The organism is Lutibacter oricola (assembly GCF_900106565.1).
In the GTDB taxonomy this organism is placed as follows: Bacteria; Bacteroidota; Bacteroidia; order Flavobacteriales; family Flavobacteriaceae; genus Lutibacter; species Lutibacter oricola.
Window position 1 is genome coordinate 166,507 of record NZ_FNNJ01000005.1, and the last position, 25,875, is coordinate 192,381.

General features: G+C 30.5%; 19 protein-coding genes. 18 read left to right on the forward strand and 1 reads right to left on the reverse strand.

Features of this window, described 5'->3' with window-relative positions:
• The first annotated feature begins 1 nt into the window (after nucleotide 1).
• Genes BLU40_RS11020 through BLU40_RS11030 form a run of 3 tightly spaced genes read left to right on the forward strand, consistent with a single transcriptional unit; the run spans nucleotide 2 to nucleotide 1,943 of the window.
• Nucleotides 2–400 (forward strand): TOBE domain-containing protein, encoded by a 399-nt coding sequence (locus BLU40_RS11020; protein ID WP_090123374.1) that lies wholly within the window; start codon nucleotides 2–4, stop codon nucleotides 398–400.
• On the forward strand, nucleotides 400–1,071 hold the full coding sequence (gene modB / locus BLU40_RS11025; RefSeq protein WP_394331708.1) for a molybdate ABC transporter permease subunit: 672 nt from the start codon (nucleotides 400–402) through the stop codon (nucleotides 1,069–1,071). Before BLU40_RS11020 ends, modB begins: the two co-directional genes overlap by 1 nt.
• The gene (locus BLU40_RS11030) at nucleotides 1,068–1,943 is read left to right on the forward strand and encodes a sulfate/molybdate ABC transporter ATP-binding protein (protein ID WP_090123377.1); all 876 of its coding nucleotides are present in this window, start codon (nucleotides 1,068–1,070) and stop codon (nucleotides 1,941–1,943) included. Before modB ends, BLU40_RS11030 begins: the two co-directional genes overlap by 4 nt.
• Here the strand turns inward: BLU40_RS11030 and BLU40_RS11035 are convergent.
• Complete coding sequence (locus tag BLU40_RS11035; RefSeq protein ID WP_175454777.1) at nucleotides 1,936–2,721, reverse strand: zinc-dependent peptidase; 786 nt, start codon at nucleotides 2,719–2,721, stop codon at nucleotides 1,936–1,938. The genes BLU40_RS11030 and BLU40_RS11035 overlap by 8 nt on opposite strands.
• A 152-nt stretch (nucleotides 2,722–2,873) precedes the next feature.
• On the opposite strand from BLU40_RS11035, the gene BLU40_RS11040 reads away from it, so the two are divergent.
• From BLU40_RS11040 to BLU40_RS11110, 15 genes are all read left to right on the forward strand, one after another.
• Nucleotides 2,874–3,194 (forward strand): hypothetical protein, encoded by a 321-nt coding sequence (locus BLU40_RS11040; RefSeq protein ID WP_090123381.1) that lies wholly within the window; start codon nucleotides 2,874–2,876, stop codon nucleotides 3,192–3,194.
• A gap of 3 nt (nucleotides 3,195–3,197) precedes the next feature.
• Entirely contained in the window at nucleotides 3,198–4,223 is a 1,026-nt protein-coding gene (locus BLU40_RS11045) for a family 16 glycosylhydrolase (protein WP_090123383.1), read from the forward strand.
• A 27-nt stretch (nucleotides 4,224–4,250) separates the two neighbouring features.
• On the forward strand, nucleotides 4,251–4,607 hold the full coding sequence (locus BLU40_RS11050; RefSeq protein WP_090123385.1) for a hypothetical protein: 357 nt from the start codon (nucleotides 4,251–4,253) through the stop codon (nucleotides 4,605–4,607).
• A 6-nt stretch (nucleotides 4,608–4,613) separates the two neighbouring features.
• Nucleotides 4,614–4,967, forward strand: coding sequence for a hypothetical protein (locus tag BLU40_RS11055; RefSeq protein WP_090123387.1), 354 nt, complete (start codon nucleotides 4,614–4,616; stop codon nucleotides 4,965–4,967).
• Between the two features lie 116 nt (nucleotides 4,968–5,083).
• Complete coding sequence (locus BLU40_RS11060) at nucleotides 5,084–6,544, forward strand: sulfatase-like hydrolase/transferase (protein WP_090123388.1); 1,461 nt, start codon at nucleotides 5,084–5,086, stop codon at nucleotides 6,542–6,544.
• Between the two features lie 168 nt (nucleotides 6,545–6,712).
• The gene (locus tag BLU40_RS11065) at nucleotides 6,713–7,384 is read left to right on the forward strand and encodes a bifunctional 4-hydroxy-2-oxoglutarate aldolase/2-dehydro-3-deoxy-phosphogluconate aldolase (RefSeq protein ID WP_217633395.1); all 672 of its coding nucleotides are present in this window, start codon (nucleotides 6,713–6,715) and stop codon (nucleotides 7,382–7,384) included.
• A 22-nt stretch (nucleotides 7,385–7,406) separates the two neighbouring features.
• Nucleotides 7,407–8,495 carry a sugar kinase gene (locus BLU40_RS11070; RefSeq protein ID WP_090123390.1) on the forward strand — a complete coding sequence of 363 codons (1,089 nt, stop codon included), beginning with the start codon at nucleotides 7,407–7,409 and terminating at the stop codon, nucleotides 8,493–8,495.
• 115 nt (nucleotides 8,496–8,610) lie between these two features.
• On the forward strand, nucleotides 8,611–10,638 hold the full coding sequence (locus BLU40_RS11075; protein WP_139170949.1) for a DUF5696 domain-containing protein: 2,028 nt from the start codon (nucleotides 8,611–8,613) through the stop codon (nucleotides 10,636–10,638).
• A 156-nt stretch (nucleotides 10,639–10,794) separates the two neighbouring features.
• On the forward strand, nucleotides 10,795–14,043 hold the full coding sequence (locus BLU40_RS11080) for a glycoside hydrolase family 2 TIM barrel-domain containing protein (protein ID WP_090123394.1): 3,249 nt from the start codon (nucleotides 10,795–10,797) through the stop codon (nucleotides 14,041–14,043).
• A 253-nt stretch (nucleotides 14,044–14,296) separates the two neighbouring features.
• Entirely contained in the window at nucleotides 14,297–15,931 is a 1,635-nt protein-coding gene (locus BLU40_RS11085) for a tetratricopeptide repeat protein (RefSeq protein ID WP_090123396.1), read from the forward strand.
• A 46-nt stretch (nucleotides 15,932–15,977) separates the two neighbouring features.
• Nucleotides 15,978–16,835 carry an AraC family transcriptional regulator gene (locus BLU40_RS11090; protein WP_090123397.1) on the forward strand — a complete coding sequence of 286 codons (858 nt, stop codon included), beginning with the start codon at nucleotides 15,978–15,980 and terminating at the stop codon, nucleotides 16,833–16,835.
• A 311-nt stretch (nucleotides 16,836–17,146) separates the two neighbouring features.
• Entirely contained in the window at nucleotides 17,147–18,712 is a 1,566-nt protein-coding gene (locus BLU40_RS11095; protein ID WP_090123399.1) for an MFS transporter, read from the forward strand.
• A gap of 24 nt (nucleotides 18,713–18,736) precedes the next feature.
• Entirely contained in the window at nucleotides 18,737–20,722 is a 1,986-nt protein-coding gene (locus BLU40_RS11100) for a glycoside hydrolase family 127 protein (protein ID WP_090123401.1), read from the forward strand.
• 178 nt (nucleotides 20,723–20,900) lie between these two features.
• Nucleotides 20,901–23,009, forward strand: coding sequence for a glycoside hydrolase family 127 protein (locus BLU40_RS11105; protein WP_090123403.1), 2,109 nt, complete (start codon nucleotides 20,901–20,903; stop codon nucleotides 23,007–23,009).
• Nucleotides 23,010–23,212: 203 nt separating this feature from the next.
• Nucleotides 23,213–25,747, forward strand: coding sequence for a glycoside hydrolase family 2 TIM barrel-domain containing protein (locus BLU40_RS11110; RefSeq protein ID WP_090123404.1), 2,535 nt, complete (start codon nucleotides 23,213–23,215; stop codon nucleotides 25,745–25,747).
• Nucleotides 25,748–25,875 lie beyond the last annotated feature (128 nt).

Sequence of the window (25,875 nt, forward strand, 5' to 3'; positions counted from 1 at the left end):
AATGAACACATTAAAAGGAACAATAAATAGCTTAACAATAAGTGGCAATTTAACCTTAATTGGTATTAAAGTTGGGCATATTAATATGTCTGCAATTGTTATAGACACACCCAAGACGGCTCCTTATTTAACTGTTGAAAATTCAATTTCTGTAATTTTTAAAGAAACCGAAGTAATACTTGCCAAAGGAAATACTGATTTAATTAGTATGCGAAACAAAATTAAAGGTGTTATAGAAAAAATTATTTCAGAAGAATTATTGAGTAAAATTATTATAAAATCATCCGTAGGTAACATTACATCAATTATTACTACAAATGCCGTAAAGCAACTTGAACTAAAAATTGGAGATGAAGTTACAGCAATGATAAAAACAAATGAAATAATGCTCTCCGAATGATAGATTGGGAACCACTTATATTAACCTTTAAATTGGCTTTTATTACCACCATTCTTTTGTTGGTAATTGCAATTCCGCTTGCCTATTGGTTAGCATACACAAAATCAAAATTTAAAGCTATAATTGAAACTTTGGTAAGTATGCCTTTGGTTTTACCACCAACAGTAATAGGTTTTTATTTATTGGTGGCCTTTAGCCCATCAAATGCTTTTGGAAACTGGTTAGACGAACTTTTTGGATTAAGACTGGTTTTTTCTTTTGAAGGTTTAATTATTGGGTCAATAATTTATAGTTTACCTTTTATGGTACACCCAATACAATCGGGTTTTTCTAATTTGCCAAAATCTTTAGTTGAAATGAGTGCTATTTTAGGAAAATCTACAAGCACTACATTATTTAAGGTTTTATTACCAAACATTCGCCCATCACTGTTAACTGGTATTGTTTTGGCTTTCGCACATACAATTGGCGAATTTGGAGTTGTTTTAATGATTGGCGGAAACATACCCGGAAAAACTAAAGTGGCTTCAATTGCCATTTATGATGAAGTTGAGGCGCTCAATTATAGCTTAGCAAATAGCTATTCTTTAATTTTATTTGGATTAACTTTTTGTATTTTATTAATTGTTTACCTAATTAATGGTGGCTATTTTAAACAGTTCTATAAATGATTAAAATAAACATTCAAAAAAAGTTAACTTCAGCAAAAGGAGAAATGTTATTGAATATTGATACTTCAATAGAAAAAGGAAGTTTAGTAACATTATACGGAAAATCTGGAGCCGGAAAAACTACAATTCTTAGAACTCTTGGAGGTTTATTAAAACCCGACAATGGCAAAATTATTGTAGACAATACAACTTGGTATAATAGTGAACAAAGCATAAATCTAAAACCACAAAAAAGAAATGTTGGCTTTGTTTTTCAAGATTATGCGTTGTTTCCAAATATGACGGTTAAAGAAAATTTGGAGTTTGCTTTGGAGAAAAAACAATCACCTAAAATTATTACTGAACTTATTGAACTTATTGAATTAGGTGAACTTCAAAATAGAAAACCAGAAACCCTTTCTGGAGGTCAAAAACAACGTGTGGCTTTGGCTAGAGCTCTGGTTAAAAAACCAACTATTTTAATGCTAGACGAACCACTTTCGGCATTAGATTACGAAATTAGATTTAAACTCCAACAACATATTCTACAAGTGCATAACGAGTATAATTTAACCACCATTTTAATAAGTCATGATATTTCTGAAATATTAAGAATGTCTAATCAGCTTATTGAATTAGATGAAGGAAAAATTATACGAGAAGGTAAACCAAGTGAGGTTTTTAATATAAAAGAATACAATGCTAAATTTCAATTTACAGGCACTATTATAAATATAGAAAAACAAGGTTTTATTTATATTTTAATGGTAAGAATTGGGAAAGATATAGTTAAAATAGTTGCAGATGAAACAGAAGGAAAACAACTTTTAATTGGAGATAATATTTTAATTTCTGCAAAAGCTTTTAATCCAATTATTAATAAAATTAATTAATAACAGGCTTATTTTTATAAATTTTAAGAATATCTATGTTCAACATTTTTTGAACTAGTAAAAATACTTCAGGTAATTTTTGTTTAAACTCAGTAGGTGTTTCAAAAAAGTGTTCAATTAAAACAGCCAAAAACTCAAACTTATTTTCAAAAGCATAAGAACGCAAATAATTTGTATTAAGTAATTGTTTCTGGTTTTCTGGATTAATTAAAAACAATAAAATTTGATCGAAATACTTTTTAAAGTTATAAGCTGAATAACTTTGCTCGTTTAAAAACCCAAAATGCAATGCATGTGAAAACTCGTGCAAGGCTAAATTTAAATTATCTTGCTTATCGTTAATTCCTTCTAAAAAATCTAACCAAGAAAACACAACTAAATGTAACTTTGGGTTTGTTTCTCCTTTATGATATTGGTCTAATATTGTTGAATAATAACTTTTAGGGTAAATTATAATAGTATTAACTCTAGAAAACAAGTACCTACGCATACCAAATGTTAAAGTTATAGCCATTGTAGCAACCAACGTTTTAATTTCTTCAGTTATCTTAATTCCGTTACCAATAAATTTATGCTCATCAATAAACCTAAAAACACGATGTTCAAAAACACGCTTTTCGTTTTTATTTAAACAATTGTAAAAATTAGAATACTTAGTAATTATAGTAGTTTGAAGAATATTTAACTCTTTTGGAAACACAACCAATTGCGGCAAATTAGTATTTTCAAAAAAAATACCTTTTACAGCATTTACTAGCACAAAAAATAATTTTATCAAGTTAAAATATTTAGCAATTATTAAAATTTAAAAGTAAGATAAAATAAAGTTATTACAAGGTAAATTTCACCAATTTAAAGATTCTAATTTATACTTTTTTTGTATAAGAGATTTTCTCAAATTTAATTATTAACCTTTTATAACAATAAAACATGGATTATAAATTTAGTCATATAGGAATACCAACAACCGAAGATAAAAATTGGGACGGTTATTGTGAACCAGGAAAATTTAAATATACAGATTTTGCTAAAGATGAATACAATGTTGAATATGTAAAGTTTGATAAGGATAGTGAAGCACATGAAATGGTTAAAACAATGCCACATGTTTCTTATTTTGTAGATAGCATTGAAGAAGCCATTGAAGGTAAAGAGCTTTTAGGAGCTATTTTTTCACCAGCAGAAGGTGTACGTGTTGCATATGTAGAACATAAAGGATCGCCTGTTGAGTTTTTAGAAATTAAAAGTTAAAAAATGAAACATTTAAAATCTTATAGTTTTTTAACAGCACTAACAGCTGTTGGAACGCTTTTCTTTTTTAGCTGTGGATCTCAAACCAAATCAGCTTCAAAAATTAAAACAACTACAGCAATTTTACCTTTCTCAGACCAAGAAAACAACGGAAACTGGGTGCTAAATACTGATGTTAGTGATGAATTTAACACTAAAACAATAGATGAAGACAAATGGTATATTGTTGGAAAGTTCGAAAACGGAAAACCAGTTTACAAACATCCTGATAAACCAAATAAAAAAGTTTGGATTGGTAGAGCTCCATCACAATTTTCAGGAAGAAACTATAGATTAGAAGATGGTAAATTAATGTTAGAAACTCGTTGGGAACCAAATTTTCCGTTTAGCGAAACACCAGACAAACCTGTTGGTGAAAAACGTTATGAATATAAAAACATAACCACAGCCTGTTTTATAGGTAGAAAAGAATTTAAATATGGTTATATGGAAATAAAATCTAAAGCTGCCGATGCTGAAATAACTAGCTCTTTTTGGGCAACAGGAAATGGTACTGAGTTTGATATGTTTGAAATGTTTGGAGATCATAGACAATCTACAAAACTAGATAAAGATAGAGAGTTATGGTGGTCTATTCACGATTGGACAAAGGACGGAAAAGGAAAATCAGTATATACAGAGCATAGAGATTTAGGTTTTAGAGTAGCAGATGATTTTCATGTATATGGAATAGATTGGAGTGAAACAGGAATTAAATATTATATAGACGGTAAGTTATTTTTTGAAACTACCAGAGATCAAATTAATGCCTGGGATGACATAGCTAAAAAGAAAGGCGGAAATGGAACCAAAGATAATTATGTAATTACAAGCCCAATTCATATCTGGTTAGATCAAGAAACTTTTCCTTGGCACGGCGTACCTGATAGCTTAGAAGATTTAGAAATTAATAGTCCTGAAGGAAAAAAGAAAGATGGAATTGTTGATTTCGAAATTGAATATGTACGAGTTTGGCAAAAAAATAAGTAAATAATAATAACACTTAATATATAAATCATGAAAAAAATATTAGTAACATTAGTATTAGTACTAACAGTAACAGTAACTTTTGGACAAAACAAATGGCAACAAAAACAAATCAAATATTTTGTAGATGCAGCTCAAACTGAATTTAAATTAGATGATGCTAAAACAAAAGAATTAACAAGTTTTAGAACAGATATGGTTTTAGAATACCATGCGTTACAAAAAAAAGCTAAGGCTAATGAAATTACAAAAGAAGAGCGAAAAGAAAAAGGAAAAGAAATAAGTAAAAAATTCAATAAAAAGTTAATTAAGTTAACTGGAAAATCTTACAAAGATCTAGCTCCATTTATGGACAGATTACGTAAAGAATTAAAAAATTTAAAATAATTTAACATGAAAAAAATTCTATTAACATTAGTAGTTTTATTTACTATTACCGCATCATTTGGACAAAACAAATGGCAACAAAAACAAATTAGCTACTTTGTAGATGCTGCCGTAAAAGAATATAGCCTAAACGAAGATCAAAAAACAGAACTTAATGAAATTCGTACAACAGTTATTATGGCCTATATAAATGGAGCTAAAAAAGTTAAAAGTGGAGAATTAACTAAAAATGAAAATAAGGAAATCACTAAAAAAGCATCTAATGTTTTTAATAAAAAATTTGGAAAAATGATTGGAAAAAATTACAAAGAATTTTCTCCTTTCCTTCAAAAAATAGCCAAAGAAATTAAGGATTTATAATTTTCATTTATAAAATAAATAACCAAGATAATACTCCCAACATAGAGTATTATCTTGATTTTTTATTAAAAAATTTCAAAACAATTTATTAAAATAACACAAATATTTTAAAAATAATGAAACTACTAAGGTTAATCTTTTGCACATTTTATTTAACTGTATTTAGCTGTAGCGCAAATACTTCTACTAATAAAAAAACTCCACCTCCTACAAAACCTAATATACTGGTTATTCTTTGTGACGATCTAGGTTATTCTGATGTTGGTTTTAATGGCTCAAAAGATATTCCAACACCTAACTTAGACAAGCTCGCCAAAAACGGAACTATTTTTTCTTCAGCATATGTTACACACCCATTTTGTGGCCCTAGCAGAACTAGTTTAATGACTGGTGTTTACGCTCATAAAATTGGTGCACAATTTAACCTACCTCCAAACAGTGGAGAAACCATAAAAAAAGGTATTTCAACAAAAGAAACATTTATTAGTAAAGTATTAAATGATGCTGGTTATTATACTGGAATAATGGGTAAATGGCATTTAGGTTCAAACGAAGGTTACAGACCTAATGAAAGAGGTTTTGATGAGTTTTATGGATTTTTAGGTGGCGGACACAACTATTTTCCTGAACAATACAGAGCAGCTTATGCTAGGCAGAAAAAAAATGGAAATAAAATAATTTGGGACTATTTACATCCATTAGAATATAACGGAAAACCTGTAAAAGAAACTGAGTATGTTACTGACGCCCTTTCTAGAGAAGCGGTAACTTTTATAGATAAAGCATCTAAAAAAGAAGATCCTTTCTTTTTATACTTATCATACAACGCTCCACATACTCCGCTTGAAGCCAAAGAAGAAGATTTAAAATTATTTCAACATATTAAAGATAAAAAAAGAAGAACTTATGCAGCAATGGTTTATGCTGTAGATAGAGGTGTAAAAAAAGTAGTTGAAAGTTTAAAGGCTACAAATCAATTTGATAACACACTTATTGTTTTCTTTAGTGATAATGGAGGAAAAACAAAAGCAGGAGCTACCAATTTTCCGCTACGAGAAGGAAAAGGAAGTACTTGCGAAGGTGGTTTTAGAGTTCCTATGTTTTTCCATTGGCCAAATGTTGTACCTGCAGGTGCAATTAACAACAACCCAATTTCTGCTTTAGATTTTTATCCAACTTTTGCACATTTAGCAGGTGCCAAAATTCCTGAAGGAAAAAAATTAGATGGAAAAAATATTTGGAAAAATTTTATTGAAGGAAAAAATTCTTACACAAACGAACCTATTTTTGTTCTTCGACATAGATTAAAATTTAGCGATGTTGGTGTAAGAAAAAATGAGTTTAAAGCTTTAAAAATATACAACCAAACTTGGAAATTGTATGATGTTACCAAAGACAAAGGTGAAAAAATAGATTTAAGTAAAAAATATCCTAACATTTTAAAAGACCTTGTACAAGAGGCTGAAAAATGGAGTAAAACGCACCAAGAACCAAAATGGTGGCATGATAAAAAAACAGGTATTCAATGGAAAGAAGAAAAAATGCCTCATTTTAATGAAACTTTCAAAATAAAATAACAAAATTATAGTCTTGTAAAAAAGCACTTAAATTATTTTTAAGTGCTTTTTTACTTTACAAGGGTAAAATTTAGTAACAACTTGGTAAAATTTAGATTAACTTAAAAAAGAAAAAACTAGTACTTTGTATAGTGAAATAAACTAAAATTTGAAATTAACAACATAATTATGTATCCAATAGAACAACAGGCAATGTCACCTGAAATTATAAGTAAAGTAAATAAAGCTGGCATTATAGGAATGCTTATTATTGATGAAGTAAAACACGCGGTTCCTGTAGCCAAAGCACTTTTAAAAGGAGGAATAAACACTATAGAACTTACATTAAGAACTCCAGCTGCCTTAGACGCTGCAAAAGCAATAAAAAAGGAACTACCAGAAGTATGCCTTGGTTTTGGAACAGTTTTAACAGTTGAGCAAGTAAAAGCTGTTAAAGATGTTGGAGCTGATTTTGCAGTTTCTCCAGGTTGTAATCCAAAAATAATTGCTGAAGCTCATAAACTTGGATTATCATTTTCTCCAGGAATTATGACTCCAACCGATATTGAAATGGCAGTTGAACAAGGCTGTAGAGTAATAAAATATTTCCCTGCAGAATCTTCAGGTGGAATGAATCATTTAAAAAACATGGGAGCTCCATATCAATACTTAGGAATTAAATACATTCCTTTAGGAGGTGTAAATATGAGTAACGCAAGAGGTTATTTAGAATCTGATTTAATTTCAGCTATTGGTGGATCTTGGATTGCAAAGCGTGATTTAATTCTTGCCGAAAACTGGGATCAAATAACTGCAAATGCCAAAGAAATAACAGATTTAGTAAAAGAAATAAGAGGATAACTAAGAAATTAATAACATACACATGAAAACAATTGTAACTTTTGGAGAAATAATGGGGCGCTTAGCTGCGCCTGGAAATATGCGTTTACGTCAAACTCGTCAGTTAGATGTAACTTATGCTGGTGCTGAAGCTAGTGTTGCTGCATCTATATGTAATTTTGGAGGAAAAGCACGTTACGTAACGGCATTACCAAAACATTCTTTAGCTGAAGCAACTATGGACGCTGTTCGTTCTGTTGGAATTGATACGCAATATGTTTTAAGAACTGATAATGGTCGTTTAGGAACTTACTTTTTAGAAACTGGTGCAAACCAACGTCCAAGTAATGTAATTTATGACAGAGAAGATTCTTCAATTGCAGTTACACCTGCAAGCGAATACAATTGGGCTGAAATTTTTGATGGTGCCGGTTGGTTACATTTAAGTGGAATTACACCTGCATTATCTAAAAATGCTGCTGAAGCTACTTTAGTTGCTGCTCAAAAAGCTCAAGCTGCTGGGGCAAAAGTTTCAATAGATTTAAATTTTAGAGGAAAACTTTGGAAATGGGACGCTACAAAATCTGCTCGCGAATTAGCACAAGAAACAATGCGTAAAATTTTACCTTTTATTGATGTTGTTATTGGTAACGAAGAAGATTGCCACGATGTTTTAGGAATTAGAGCTGGTGATACGGATGTACATTCAGGAAAGTTAGATACTTCAAGATATCCAGATGTTGCACGCCAAGTTGTAGCACAATTTCCAAATGTGAGCAAAGTAGCAATTACTTTAAGAGAAAGTTTATCTGCTTCGCACAACAACTGGGGAGCTATGCTTTATGAAGCTGCTACAGATACGCCTTCTTTTGCACCTTTAGATGCTGAAGGAAATTACGAATCGTATAAAATAAAAAACATTGTAGACCGAGTTGGTGGTGGAGATTCTTTTGCTGGTGGTTTAATTTTTGCTTTAAACACACCAGAATTAAGCGATTCTGCAACTGCTGTAAAATATGGTGTTGCTGCTTCTTGTTTAAAACATTCAATTAAAGGAGATTTTAATTACTCAACTCGTGCCGAAGTTGAAGCTCTTATGGGAGGTTCTGGTTCTGGTAGAGTTGTTAGGTAAATTTATAAAAGAAGTAGTAGTTACTTCCAAGTTAAACACATAATGAAATATTAAAATGATTAATAAAAATAAAATACAAAAAATCACAAGTTTTACACTTGTGATTTTTTGTTTGATGTTAGTTCAAAGCTGGACAACAATTCAAACAGAAATAAAGCCTAAACAAAACACAAGCTCTGAACCGGTTGTTTTAGAAAATAACTCAATCAAAGTAATAGTTGATACAAAAAGTGGAACTTTTCAAGTTACAGAAAAAAAATCTGGACAAATATGGAATCCAGACCCTTGGGAAAATGCCGCTGGTATTTTAACAATAAAGGATTCAAAAGGAAAATCTCAAGATGTTAACATTTCAAATAGCGAATCTATTGTAGTAAATAAAAAAGATGAAACAACAGTATCTATAAGCTTTAACAATCCTAAGCTAAATAATAACACAATTGCTAGTGGAGTATCAATTAAAACTGAGATCCGATTAACGCCTACTAAACTAGATGTTGAAGTTATTTCATATGAAGCATGTAACAATAAATTGGTTGAACTAAGATACCCTGCAAGGGCTTTTAGTTTAGAAACTGATGTAGATAAAGGAGCTGCTGTAATTCCTCAAAAGCAAGGTGTTATTTGTCCGTCTTACATTTTTCCAATGAACGGAGGTCGATTCTGTATGTGGGATGATGCTACTTATTATGGCAGATCAAAAGGTAAATTACCTTTATTCAACAACAACATTGGTTTATCTATGCCTTGGTGGGGAACCTATAATGAAAAATCAGCGGTTATTGGTATTATCGATGAATCTGCAAGACCAAGTATGTTTTTTAACATAAACAACAATGGTCAGTATTTATTTACTCCTAAAGGTATTATGTCTCCTAATAAAAGAATAGAATTCTTAGATCCTGTTTGGAACTTAAACAGAAAAAATGAGAAAAAAATTATTAGCTATCAATTTATTCCAAATGGAACACACGTTGAAATGGCAAAAGTTTACAGAAAAGAAGCCATTAAAAGAGGTTATTTTGTTTCTTTAAAAGATAAGGCTAAGAGAGATCCTGATGTAAAAAAATTACAAGGAGCCATTTATATGGGATTGTATGGAGGTTATCCTCATTATGTTGAAATGCCAGGAATGGCTTTCAATTTTAAAGATTTAAGCAATATAATTAATACAACACACAATGACTTAGGTGTTGACAATGCTTTTTTCCATGCTTGGGGAGTATTTTCTAATTTTGTACCAAATTGCTGGCCTATTAATGAAAACTTAGGAGGTGTAGCTGGTTTAAAAGAAGCAGTTGACTTAACTAAAAAATATGGATATTTATACTCATCATACCATGCTTATTCTGCCACTTTAGAAAACGACCCTGAATTTAACACAGGTTTATTTGCAAAAAGAAAAGATGGCAAACTTATAAATACAAATAGCAGATGGGCAAACATAGATCAGAATAAACAATTAGGTTTAGCAAAAAAAAGCTTACATAAGGAAATCGCGGCATTAGGTTTAGAGGCTGATATTACCGATATTTCTTTTGCAACTTATCCAGATGAAGACAATACTGGCTTATTTAATTTAGCTAAATATATTGATTCTCTAAATTTAGTTAATGGTACTGAGCACGGTCAACAACAATGGATTCCTTATTTCGATATGTTTGAAGGTATGACATATAAAAATTCTAATCTTTGGGAATTTTCTCACCCAGCACCTTTATTCAATTTAGTTTATCATGATGCTATTGCTGTGTTTGGAAAAATTCAAGATCCAGATAACCAAATGTCTAAATATGGAGACTTTAAAGTAAAGAGTTTAAGAAACATTTTATATGGAATTGGTACAACAATTTTCTTTTCACCTTACGAGTTTGACGGAATGAAAGATATGATTAAAATGGCCAATGAAGTAGTTAGCCCTGTTAATAAAGAAACTTTCTTTGAAGAATTAATTAGTCATGAATATTTAAGTGCTGATTTTAATCTTCAAAAAACAACTTTTTCTTCAAATACAGAAGTAATGGTTAATATAGGACCTGTTAAACAAACTACACCTAATGGAATAACAATTCCTGCTTTTGGGTACCAAGTAAAATTTAAAAACGGAAAGATTAAAAAAGGACAGTTTAAAACAAGTATTTAAACCAATTAACAAAAACTGTATATATAGTATTTCAACTAGATATAAACTATACATTGTTGATTTCAACAAAAAAAGACTATAACTTAGCGGAATACAGCTATTAGAATTGTAGCATAACTATAACAAAACATTACAATATAAACAACAGTTAGCAAAATGAAAATAAGACCTCTTCTTACATTATTAATATTTTTAGGTATACAAAACCAAAGTATTGCTCAACAAAACGATTGGGAAAACGAATTAATGTTTGAACAAAACAAAATGCGTTCTCGTGTTCCAAGTTATTCATTCAAAAATCATCAAGATGCCTTAACTGGAAATAGAGATATTTCTAGAATGAAATCTTTAAATGGAACGTGGAAATTTAACTACGTTGGAAAATCTAGCGATAGACCTCAAGATTTTATAGCAAAAGATTTTAATGGAGATTCAAAAGATTGGAAGGATATTCCAGTTCCTTCAAATTGGGAGTTAGAAGGTCACGGACAACCTATTTATTCAAACATTATTTATCCGTTTACACCTGATATTTTTAATGGAGGAACACGAAATTTCAATTATATGGGTCCTCACCCACCACAATTTCCTTATGTAGAAAAGTATAGAGACAATCCAGTTGGAAGCTATTACAGAGATTTTACAATTCCTGCAGATTGGGACAACCAAACTGTTGTTCTTCATTTTGGTGGAGTTTCTTCAGCATTTTATGTATGGGTAAATGGTAAAAAAGTAGGTTACAGTCAAGGAAGTAGATTGGCTGCTGAATTTGATATTACTGAATATATTTCTGAAGGTAAAAACCGCGTTGCTGTTCAAGCTTTTAGATGGAGTGATGGAAGTTATTTAGAAGATCAAGATATGTGGCGTTTAAGTGGTATTCATAGAGATGTAATGTTACTTGCGCAACCAAAAATTTCATTAAACGACTTTTTTGTTAGAACTAAATTCGATGCTGATTTAAAAGATGCTAAATTGGAAATTCGTCCAATTATTTCAATGAAAGGTGACGAAGAAAAATTAAAAGGCTGGAAACTAAATGCTGAATTGTACAATGCAGCTAATGAAAAAGTTTTGGAAACTCCAATGTCAGCTTCCATAGAAGCTATTCATTTTGAAAGATGGCCACAACGTGATATTACAAAATTCGCATTTTTAGAAGCTAATATTCAAAACCCTAACAAATGGTCTTCTGAAAGCCCATATTTATACACGTTGGTTATTGATGTAACCGATCCAAACGGAAAAGTAGTAGAATCTAGAAGCCAAAAAGTTGGGTTTAGACAAGTTGCTTTTAGTGATAAAAATGAATTATTAGTGAACGGTAAACCTGTAAAAATAATGGGTGTAAATCGTCACGATCATAGTCCAACAGGAGGAAAAGCACTTACAAGAGAAGAGATGGAAGCTGATGTAAAGTTATTAAAGCAATTCAATTTTAATTCGGTAAGAACTTCACACTACCCTAACGATCCATATTTTTATGAATTATGCGATAAGTATGGCGTATATGTTATGGACGAAGCTAATATTGAAACCCATCATTTAGGTAGTTATGCACCGCAACAACCAAGTTTAGCAATTCCTATTTTAAGTAGAATTATGCGAATGGTTGATAGAGATAAAAACCATCCAAGTATTATTTCTTGGTCTATGGGTAATGAAGCCGGCTCTGGACCTGCTTTTGCAGCTGCAGCTGGTTGGATTAGAGATTACGATTCTTCTCGTTTTGTTCATTATGAAGGAGCACAAGGAGATCCAACAGATCCTGATTATAAGGAAGGAGAAGAAGGTCAAGCTTTATTTAGAGGTCCTGCACACGCAAATCCAGATGACCCAGATTATGTAGATGTGTTGAGTAGAATGTATCCTGAAATATATCAGTTAAAAGCAATGTCTGAAAGTAAGCACATTGATAGACCAATTGTTATGTGTGAGTATGCACACGCAATGGGTAACTCTATTGGTGGTTTAGGTGAATATTGGGATTTAATAAACTCTAAACCAAACTTAATTGGTGGTTTTATTTGGGATATGATTGACCAAGGTTTAGAAACTACGAACGATAAAGGTGAAAAATATTTCGCGTATGGTGGTGATTTTGGTGATGTGCCAAACGATAAAAACTTTTGTATTAATGGTGTATTTTCTCCAGATAGAAAACCAAATCCACACGCTTGGGAATGTAAATATATTTTTCAACCATTTAATTTTAAAGATTCAGATATTAAAAACGGAAAAATTTCAGCAATTAATCATTTAAACTTTACTGATTTAGATGCTTATGAAGTTCGTTGGACCTTATCTGAAAATGGAAAACAATTACAATCTGGAATTTTAGAAAATGTTGATGCAAAAGCTGCAACAACTTCAACACTAAACATTCCATTTAAAAAAGTAAGATTTAAAGATAATGCTGAATATTGGGTGAAAATTAGTGTTCACGAAAAATCAGATAAATTTTGGGCAGCTAAAGGTTTTGAAGTAGCAAAAGATCAAATTTTGTTAAAAGCAAGAAAGTTTTCTAATGACTATACTTCTAACTCAAAATCTGCAATTACTTCTTCAGAAATTAATAATGAGATTGTAATAAAAGCTAAACGATTTTCAGCTAAAGTTACTAAAGCAAATGGAGAATTAATTTCGTTAATTAAAAATGGTAAAGAACAAATTGCTTCACCGTTAAAGCCAAACTTTTTTAGGCCTCCAATTGATAATGATTTAAGAGGTGCAAGTAGCAAAATGTTTAGAGCCAATAGAAAATATTGGGAGTTTTTAGGTGATAAATTAAAAACAACATCAGTAAAAAGTAATTCAAACAAAAATAATGAAGCTGTTGTTACGGTTAAAAAAGAATTTAATAATGAGGTTGATTTGACTATCAATTACACATTTTTAAGTGATGGCCGTGTTGTTGTAAAAATGGATATGGATGCGAAAGAATCGTTACCAGGGCTAATAAGGTTCGGTATGACAATGGGAGTTCCAAACGCATACAAAAACACTAAATTCTACGGAAAAGGCCCTTGGGAAAACTATATAGATAGAAAAAGAGGAACTGAAGTTGATGAATTTACTTTTAAAACGGATGACTTGTTTTACAACTACGTATTACCTCAAGAAAATGCAAACAGAAGTGATGTTAGATGGTTAAAATTAGTTTCATCAAGCAAAGCTAAAACAGGTTTATCAATTAAAGGTTCTCCAGAATTTGGATTCTCAATTTGGCCATATTCGGCAGATAATATCGCAAAAGCAAAACATCCGTTTGACTTAGAAAAGCAAGGTTTTTATACATTGAATTTAGACCTTATCCATTCAAGTGTTAACGGAACTTTATCTGAAACCTTACCTCAATTTATTATTCATTCAGGTACATACAGTTTTGAATTTGTTATTGAATAGCTTTCAATAATTACATAAACACACAAAAGCTTGTCTAATTGACAAGCTTTTTTTGTATACCTACATATTATTTTGAACAAAAAATCTAATTATTTAGCTCAATTTTACCATAAACAATAATAAAAAATTAAAAAAAACTTAATAAAAACTAAACATTTACATAAATTAGACTAAAAACAAGTAATTAATAAATATTCTATTATACCTTAGTTTAACCTTAAAAATAAGGTGTTTAGCAAAAGTAATTATTAAAATGACAAAAAAAATAAACAAACACTGGCACAAAATTACCTTAACACTTCTGTTTGGGCTTGTTTTTGGTTGGTCTACATTTATTTATGCCATTCAATCAACTTACTTTCAAATTCCACAAAAAAAATATATAAATAAAGAAACAGCAATAGCTGATTCAATAACTTCTTTAGAAATCGCTTACACAAACCTTATTAAAAAAGGTGATACGCTAAACGCAATTAGAACATTAAATAATTTAGCCAGAGTATATAGTCATCAAGGAAATCATAAAGAATCTTATGACAAATTATGGGCCGCATTAATTTTAGCTGACACTGCAAACAAAACAGAAACAAAATCATCAATTTATCGTGAAATAGGTAGACATTACAGTTACTATCACAGAAAAGATAAAGCAATTCATTTTTTAAACCTATCGCTAAATATTAAAAAGGAATTAGTTAAAAAAGGTAAAATTGACAAGCATAGACTTGTAAACAATTATTCTTCTTTTGTTTCAACTTATAGAGAATTAAATAATTTTGAATTAGGAGAAAAGTACTTAGATAGCTGCTATATATATTTTGACACTTTAAAAAACAAATCAAGAGCAAATTTTCTAAAATTTGAAGAAGCCGTTATTTTGAGTCACAAAGGAAAAGATGATGATGCAATTGCTATTTTTAACAACTTAATACCAAAGTTTACCAATAACCAATACGGATATCTCGTATTAATCTACAAGTATTTAGGTGATAGTTATCAAAACAATGAGAATTTCATTCAAAGTCAATTTTGTTATAAAAAAGCAATTGAGGTTTCTGAATTAAAAAATGTACATAAAGATTTTATTCCGTTAGTTTATGAAGGTCTTTCTAGTTTATACTTTTCAAAAGGAAAATATTTACAGGCATATAATTCATTAAAAAAAGCCAAGGACCTTGACGCTGTTTTTTTTGACAGCAGAAGTCCTAACAACGCCCCTTTATTAGAAATTCAAGATGATTTTAGAAAAGATAAAGAACTTCAAATTAAAACACTTCAAGAGCAAAAATTAAAACAATTTGAGCAGGAAGAAAAAGTAGAACTTTTAGAAAAAATATTACTATTAGGCCTATTAATGTTCTTATTGTTATTTGGATATAATTCATACCGAGCATTAAGAACAAAACACAAAATAGAGAAAAAACTGTTAAAAAAAGAAAGAGAACTTGAAAAGCAAAAAGATACGGAACTTATTGAATTAAAAAATAAAGAACTAGCTGCATCGGTATTAAAACTAATTGAAAAAGATGTTTTTCTAGAACAAATTAAAGACCGTTTATCTAAAACACCAAGTACAGAACTTAACAAAGACACTAAAAAAATTATTAGCTCAATTTCTAACAAAAAAAATGAAAACTGGAATGAGTTTCAAGCAAGATTTGTAGCCATTAATAAAAGTTTTTATAAAAAATTAGAAGCCGATTTTCCAAATTTAACAATGAATGATCAAAAACTTTGCGCGCTAATTAAACTAAATTTTTCGAGTAAGGATATTGCACAATTATTAAATATGTCTATTGAAAGTGTTCACACCACAAGAAGTAGATTAAGAAAAAAATTAAATATAACACGAGAGGTAAACTTAAAAAAGTTTATTTCTAACATATAATAAAAAGTTAACCGACTTTAATTATTAACAATTAAAAGTTTGAATTATGAAATTAGTATTAAAAAATTCAGAAGCTTCAGCTAATACTAGATTAAATATTCTTAAAAAAGAAGTACCTTGTTTAGACGCTGCCTGGCATTACCACTCACAATATGAATTATTGTACATTTCAAGAAGTACTGGAATTCGATTTGTTGGCGATAGTGTTTCGCAATTTTCACCTGGAGACTTAGTATTAGTAGGGCCATATTTACCACATTTATGGAGAAATGATGCAAACTATTATACGGGTGATGACTCAGTAAATGTAAAAACCATTATTACAAAATTTAACAAAAATTTTATTGGCGAAGGAACTTTTGACAATACTGAATTTTCTGAAATTAATAAAATGCTAGATGAATCTAAATTTGGTATTTGTTTTGGAAATGATACAAGTAGAAGCCTTCATAATGAAATTATTGAATTAGCTGATTTAAATCCTGCTTTGCAAAGCATTAAATTATTAGAAATTTTAAATAAATTATCAACTACCAATGATAGAACAATTTTGTCATCTTCAGATATGCGACAATATACTTCTGAAAATTCTGACAGAATAGATGTTGTATTGAAATATATATCTGATAATTACGCAAGCTATATTGGTCTTAATGATGTTGCTGAAATTGCTTGCATGACCACCAATTCTTTTTGCCGATTTTTTAAGAAAATGACCAATAAATCATTTACCCAATTTTTAAATGAAGTTCGAATAAGAAACGCTACTAGATTATTAATCCAAGACAATTTACCTATTTCAGAAATATGCTATATTGTTGGTTACAACTCGGTTACAAACTTCAATAAACAATTTAAACAAATTATGAGTTGCACACCAAAAGCATATAGAGAAAGCATTTAATTGAATAAATTTTCACATTTTTCAAATAGAATTATCTCAATTTATAATACTAAGGTAAAATATAGTTAAGGCAGGGTAAATTCTACCAACATTCTAACAAGAAAATCAATTTAATTTGTATAGAATTAAATACAAGAATAGTACACTTTTGTTAACAACAACTTATGCTATTATTGCTTATTAAAAACATAGTTAATATACTATTTAAATTGAAATAATAAAAGCTAAACAGAGATGTTGGTTTCGTTCCAATTATATAGAATTAAATTACTAAGTTTAACAAAAATTAACCTAATTTAAATTACTATTTGATGAACTCATATAAAAAAAATGCATACTTATTTTCAACAATTGTAGCAATGGGCGGTTTCGTCTTTGGTCTTGATGCTGCTTTAATTTCTGGTACAATAAAATATATTTCAGAAGAATTTTTATTAAATGATATTCAATTAGGAATGGTAGTTGGGGCTCCGGCACTTGGTGTATTATTAGCATTGCTTTTTGCAGGTTATGCTTGTAATAAATATGGTAGGCGAAACACATTAATTATTGTTGCTGCTTTATATGTTATTTCTGCAGTTGGCTCAACAATTGCACCTAGTTATATGGCTTTATTATCAGCAAGGTTTCTTGGTGGATTAGCATTTACATCTATTTCAATTGCATCTATGTATATTGGTGAAATAGCACCTCCAAAATTAAGAGGTAAACTTGTAACTATGATTCAAATAAACATAGTTGTTGGATTATCTGGTGCTTACTTTATCAATTATTTAATTCTTCAGTTAGCTTCTTCGGATGCAGCTTGGGCTACTGAATACGGGTTTAATACGCATACGTGGCGTTGGATGTTAGGTTCTGAAATTATACCTGCTATTATCTGGTTAGGTCTTTTATTTATGGTTCCAAAAAGTCCTTCTTGGTTGTTTATTAAGGGTCGAATAGAAGAAACAAAAAAGACTTTATTAAAATTAATGCCTGAAAATAAAATTGAGGCTCATCTTACAGAAATGAAAGAGAGTATGGATGATAGTTCTGATGACAGATCGGTAATGTCTCAACTTAAAGAAATTTTTAGCAAAAAATTTAGAGTTGTATTTATAATTGCATTAACCTTAGCTATTGCACAACAATCAACTGGTATTAATGCTATTTTATTCTATGCCCCAACCGTTTTTGAACAAATTGGATTAGGAAAAGACGCTGCATTTATGCAAGCAATTTGGACTGGTTTAACAGGTTTAGTTTTCACAGTCTTCGGATTATTACTTGTAGACAAATTAGGGCGTAGACCAATGATTTTAGGAGGTATGCTTTGGGTTGTAGTAAGTTTAGGAATTGCGTTTTACGGATTTAAAACCGCTACTTACACACTTACTAAAGATGCTGTTGCCGAACTTACAGAAATTGAAAACCCAGAACGGTTAAACAGTATGATTGATGTTGAATATGGTAGTGATATTGAATTAAAAAGAGCCTTAATTGATTCTATTGGTGAAGAAGAAGGAAGAAAACACTCAAGTTTATTAATTCAAAAATCGGCAAAGATAAATGCAATATTAATTTTAATAGGAATACTTAGTTTTATTGCGGCATTCCATTTTTCTGTTGGACCAGTTATGTGGGTGTTATTTTCTGAAATATTCCCAACCTCAATCCGAGGAATCGCTATTCCATTTTTCACCTTAATTACAAGTACAACAAGCTGGTTAATTCAGACATTTTTCCCAACTCAATTATCCAGTTTTGGTATTAGTAACACCTTACTGTTTTATGCAACAACAGTATTTATCGGTATGATAATACTATCAAAATATTTAGTAGAAACTAAAGGTTTAAGTATTGAAGAAATTCAGCTTAAACTTCAAAAAAAATAATAAAATAAATAATATTTAGAAATAATGAGCACTATTTCAAACATACATAATAAGGCTATAACAAACACTTCAGAAAGTCCTTTTGTAAAATTAAAAAGTATCAACTTTGGAGATTGTAAATGGAATTCAGGATTTTGGGCTGATAAAGTAAAAACAGCCGAAGATAAAATGCTTCCGTATATGGGAGACTTGTTATGTGGCGACATTGGTCATGGCTTAAACAACTTTAAAATTGCTGCAGGAGAAAAAGAAGGAGAGCACAAAGGTTTTTATTGGCACGATGGTGATTTCTTTAAATTTATGGAAGCCAAAACCTACATTTATGGACTTTCAAAAGAAACCTCAATTTTAAATGAATTGGATGAATATATTGCTTTAATTGGAAGAGCTCAAGAAGAAGATGGATATATTCATACTCACGTTCAAATTACAGAAGGTGTAGACCGATTTTCTAATCGAAAATACCATGAAATGTACAACTTTGGGCATTTGTTTATTGCCGCATCTGTACATTTTAGAATTACTGGTCAACGTAACTTCTTAGATATTGCTATAAAACAAGCAGATTTATTGTACACCTACTTTATGCCTGACACAAAACACTACCAACGTTTTGGTTTTAATCAAACTCAAATTATGGGATTAGTGGAATTGTACAGAACTGTTAAGGATAAAAAATACTTAAAGCTAGCAGAAAAATTCATTAATAGAAGAGGTACTTTTGAAATCAAACACGACTCTACTACAGAAGGTTACCCTATTGGAGATATGGTACAAGAGCGTACACCATTAAGAGAATCTAAAGAAGCTGTTGGTCATGCCGTTTTAGCCTTGTATTATTATGCAGGTGCTGCTGATGTTTATGCCGAAACTGGTGAAAAAGCTTTAATTGAAGCTCTTGATACCCTTTGGGAAAACGTTACAGGTAAAAAAATGTATGTTACAGGAGCTGTTGGACAAGCACACTATGGGGCTTCAACAAACTTAGACATGATTGAGGAAGGCTTTATAGACGCCTATATGATGCCAAATATGACTGCTTATAATGAAACTTGCGCAAACCTTTGTAATGCAATGTTTAGCAGTAGAATGATGGGTATTAAAGAAGAATCTAGATATGCAGATATTATAGAGTTAGTATTATACAACAGTGGTTTATCTGGTATTAGTTTAGAAGGAAAAGATTATTTCTACTCTAACCCATTAAGAATGGTAAATAACACTAGAGATTATGAAGCTCATGCTGATGTAACTGAAAGCCCAGTTAGACAACCATATTTAGAGTGTTTTTGCTGTCCACCAAACCTAGTAAGAACAATTTGTAAAACTTCTGGGTGGGCATATAATTTATCTGAAAATGGAGTTGCAGTTGTTTTATTTGGAGGAAATAATTTAAATACCACTATGTTAGATGGTTCTCCTTTAAAATTAACTCAAGACACAGATTACCCTTGGAAAGGCGTAGTTAAAATTACTGTTGATGAATGCAAAACTTCTGCTTTTGACATAAAAGTAAGAATTCCAAAATGGGCTGTAGGAAGTACTATTAAAGTTAATGGAAAAGCAATTAATGTTAAAGTTATTCCTGGTACTTTTACTACTATTAACAGAGTTTGGAAAGCCGGCGACACTGTTGTTTTAGATATGCCTATGGAAGTTACTTTAATTGAAGGACATGATAGAATTGAAGAGGTTAGAAATCAATTAGCAGTAAAAAGAGGCCCAATAGTTTACACTATTGAAACTCCAGATTTACCTAAAGATACTGCAATTTTAGATGTGTATTTAAAAAGTGACGCTCCTTTAAATGCTGTACATAAACCAGATTTTTTAGGAGGTGTTACAGTAATAGAAACTGAACTTTTATTAAGAAAAGGAAAGACTGATGATATGTATCAAACTATTACAAAACCTACATTCACACCTCATAAAACTCAACTAGTTCCGTATTTCGCTTGGAGTAATAGAGGTCAAGCTGAAATGACTGTTTTTATGCCTGTTGTTTGGTAGTAAAAAAAGAAAATAATTTAATTTAAAAGCCAAAGAAAATCTTTGGCTTTTTTTATATGTTACTTTTTTAAAAGATAAAATTAAGTTACCTACAGGTAAAAATAAGCAATCAACTTTCAGGTATAATTTGTTTATTTGTTACAATCCTTATTAGTATTAAATTTTAAAATTAAACCACATGAAAAAACTTATTTTTTCAATATTAAGTTTATCTATTTTATTTGTTTCTTGTAAACAAACTAAAGAAAAAAATTCAGCAATAAAAATTAAAAATAAAGTTGACATTGCTCAAATAACTCAACAGTTAGACAAAAAAACAACTTCAAACCTTGAATCTGGTATTATTGACAACATTAATAGTCCACACGTAAAATTCAAAAGTATAAACGTTGGTGATTGCCAATGGACTGATGGTTTTTGGGCAGACAAATTTAAAACAGCTGAAGAAGTAATGGTTCCTTACATGGGAGAATTGTTAACTGGAGATGTTGGCCACTCTTTAAACAATTTTAAAATTGCTGCTGGTTTAAAAGAAGGTAAACACAAAGGAATGAAATGGCATGATGGAGATTTCTACAAATGGATGGAAGCCTCAATGTACATTTACGCACAAAATAAAGATGAAAAAATTCTTAAAGAGTTAGATGAGTATATTAAGATTATTGGAAAAGCTCAAGCTCCTGATGGTTATATCCATACTAAAGTTCAAACTGAAGATGATATGCACCGTTTTGGAAACAGACAGCACCATGAAATGTATAATTTTGGTCACTTATACACAAGTGCATGTATGCACCACCGCCTTTCAGGTAAAACTAACTTTTTAAATATTGCAATTAAAAATGCAAACTTTCTTTATGACACATTCATATCGGAGCCTGATCATTTAAAACGTTTTGGATTTAACCAAACTCAAATTATGGGATTGGTAGAATTATATAGAACTACTAAAGAAAAAAAATATTTAGAGTTAGCTGAACTTTTCATTAATATGAGAGGTAAATCTAAAATACAGCCAGATGCTACTGCAAACTACAAATTTATTGGAGATATGGTACAAGAACGTACGCCTTTAAGAAAAGCTAAAACAGCTGAAGGTCATGCCGTATTAGCTTTATATTTTTATGCAGGAGCTGCTGATGTAGCAGCTGAAACTGGTGAAAAAGCTTTAATTGATGCATTAGACAGACTTTGGAATAATGTAGTTGATAAAAAAATGTATGTTACTGGTGCCTGTGGTCAAACACATCATGGTGCCTCAACTAAGGTTGATATGGTTCATGAAGCATTTATTGCAGAATATATGATGCCTAATTTAAGTGCTTATAATGAAACATGTGCAAATGTTTGTAATTCAATGTTTAGTTATAGAATGCTTGGTTTACATGGAGAATCAAAATATGCAGATGTTATGGAGTTGGTGTTATTTAACAGTGCACTTTCTGGTATTAGTGTTGAAGGTAAAGATTATTTTTATGCAAACCCACTAAGAGTTAGTCATAACGGTTACGACCCAGGAAACGATACTGAATTTGATGTTCGTCAACCTTATATTCCTTGTTTTTGTTGTCCTCCAAACTTAGTCCGTACCATTGCTAAAGTTTCAGGATGGGCATATAGTTTACCTAAAAACGGTATTGCAGTTAATTTGTATGGAGGAAATATGCTAGCTACAAAGTTATTAGATGGTTCAACGTTAAAATTAACTCAAGAAACTCAATATCCTTGGGAGGGTTCTGTTAAATTTACAATCCAAGAATGTAAAAACACTGCTTTTGATGTGCTATTAAGAATTCCTGATTGGGCTAAAGGTTCTAAAATTATGGTAAACGGAAAAGATGCTTCTTTAGAAGTTAAAGCAGGATCTTACGCAACAATAAATAGAACTTGGAAAAAAGGAGACGTAATTTCTTTAGAAATGCCAATGGAAGTTAAATTATTAGAAGGGCATCCACTAATCGAAGAAGTTAGAAATCAAGCAGCAATAAAAAGAGGTCCTGTTGTATATTGTGTAGAATCTCCAGATTTACCAAAAGATACTGATATATTAAACGTATACTTACCTGCTAAATCAAAATTAACAGCTACTTATAAACCTGAATTATTAGGAGGTATTGCAACTATAAACGGTAATGTTAAAATTAGAAAAGACGAAAAAGAAGGAATGTACCGAGAAATGAATAACATTGAATGGGAAAGCTATAATGCGCAATTTGTACCATATTTTGCTTGGGCAAACAGAGGTGAAGCTGAAATGACAGTTTGGGTTCCTATTTTAATGGAATAATAAAAATTTAACAACTATAAAAAAGCACTTCAATTTGAAGTGCTTTTTTTGTATAGCATTAAAAAAACATATTTATTACTTATAATTAACACTTTCTCATATGTTGTCTAGTTTTAATCTATACAAACCATATTAAAATTAGCACTTTTTATAATTATTTTTGTGCTATTAAAAATTTAATACCAACAACAAACTTTTATAATATGAAAAAATGCTTAACAGTTTTATTAATCTTATTAAGTTTAATTTCTTGTAAAAACGAAACAACAAATGAAACTTCATTTCAAAGAGAAGCTGACTTCAATTTCGACTGGAAATTTCAACTTCAAAAAGATACAATTCTTCCTACTACACTACCCTTAGCTGATACTAGTTGGCGAAATATTAGATTACCACATGATTGGAGTGTAGAAGCTTCATTTGATGAAAGTTTAGAAGGTTGTACTGGATATCTTCCTGGCGGTGTTGGTGTTTACCAAAAGCACTTTAATTCTCCTGCCAATAGTTCAGAAAAAAGCACTTTTATTTTATTTGATGGTGTTTACAACAATGCTACTTTTTGGTTAAATGGAGAATTATTAGGTGAAAATCCATATGGTTATTCTCCAGTTTATTTTAACGTAACTAAATTTTTAAAAACTGATAAAGAAAATATATTAACAGTTCATGTAGATCATTCACGTTATGCCGATAGCCGTTGGTATACCGGTAGTGGAATTTACAGAAATGTAAAAATAATTACCGTAAACAAATTACATATTCCTATTTGGGGAACCTTTTTAACAACTCCAAATGTTTCTGAAAAAGAAGCAACAATAGAGCTTAAAACCACAGTTGAAAATGAATTAGCCACTGAAAGTAATTTTACACTTTCAACGAGAATAATTGACAATGAAGGGAACGAAGTTGCTTTAAAAAGTGATGATTTAAATCTTCCTAGTTCAAAAAATAATGAGTTTGCTCAAACTTTTACTGTAACCAATCCAAAACTTTGGGATACCGAAAACCCAAATATGTATAAAGCTGTTACTTCTATTATTCAAAATGGTGAAACTATAGATGAATATATCACTCCGTTTGGAATTAGGAGTTTACGCTTTGATAAGGATAAAGGTTTTTTCTTAAATGAAAAATTAACAGAAGTTAAAGGAATTTCTATTCATCATGATGGTGGATTGGTTGGTGCAGCTGTTCCTAAAGGAGTTTGGAAAAGACGTTTTGAAGAACTTAAAGCTTGTGGAGTAAATGCTATTAGAACTGCTCACAACCCTTATTCAGAAGAGTTTTTAGATCTATGTGATGAAATGGGAATTTTAGTCCAAGATGAATTTTTTGACGAATGGGATTATGCAAAAGATAAAAGACAAAATTACCACGATAGACATGATGATTATATTACACGTGGTTATGTGGAGCATTTTCAAAAATGGGCAAAAAGCGATTTAACTCGTACAATGTTACGTGATAGAAATCACCCAAGTGTTTTTCAATGGAGTATTGGTAATGAAATAGAATGGACTTACTTACATTATAGATATGATACTGGTTTTTGGAAAGACCCAAACAAACCACAAGCTTCAGGAAAATATTGGGGTAGCGCTCCAATTTTAACTCCTGAAGAAATTAAAGCTAATTATGATGCTGCCGAAAAAGGTGAATATATTTTAACAGAAACAGCTCATAAATTGGCTAAATGGACAAGAGAATTAGATCCATCAAGAGTTGTAACTACTAATATGGTTGTACCACAAACAAGTATGGTAAGTGGTTATGCAGATGCAGTAGATATTTCAGGATTTAGTTATAGAAATAAAGATATTGCTTGGGCTAATAAACATTTTCCAGACAAACATATTACTATTAATGAAAATCCAGGTACTTGGGATGATTTGAAACAAGTAAAAGAAAACCCAGGTGTATTTAGCCAATTTATGTGGACTGGTATTGCCTATATGGGTGAACGCCATGGAGATTGGCCTGCAAAAAGTGGATGGGGAGATTTGTTAAATCTTGCTGGATTTAAATTACAAGGTTGGAATTATTTTAAAAGTGTTTGGGTTGATGAACCACATATTTCTTTGGGTACTTTGCCAATAGCTGACTCTGGCTTTAAGGCCAAAGGAATTTCAGGACAACAACTTCCAGAAAATAGCAATGCATACAAATGGAGAGATTCTAATATGCACTGGAATTATAAAGATGGAGAAATGGTTGTAGTTGAAGCTTGTTCAAATGCTTCTGAAGTTGAATTATTTTTAAATGAAAAGTCTTTAGGTAAGCGTAAAATGTCTGACAGTCCTGATAGATTATTCCGTTGGACAATTCCTTATGAAGCAGGTACAATTACTGCCAAAGCGATATATGAAGAAAAAGAAATAACTACAGAACTTAAAACAGCTTCAAAACCTGTAAAATTAATCGTAACATCTGATAAAACTTCATTAAAAGCAGACGCTTATGATGTTGCACACATTATTGTACAATTAGTTGATGAAAATGGAATTCCTACAAAAACTGAAAACACTAAAGTTGAGTTTGAAATAAAAGGAGATGCTAAAATGTTAGGTGTAGATAATGGTGCTCCAGAAAACTTGAACGATTTCCAATCTAATAGTGTACCTACAGATCAAGGAAGATGTTTAATGATTTTACAATCTACTAAAAAAGCAGAACAAGTTACCGTTATTGTTAAAGCAGAAGGTTTTGAAAATCAAGAAATCATTATCAATATAGAGTAATACAAAACACGAGATAATTATTGAATCTTCAACACCCTTAACAAAGTTTTTGTTAAGGGTGTTGCTTTTTTATGAACGCATTACATATTATAAACTATTTTCGAACAGATAAACTTGTAATAATTAAA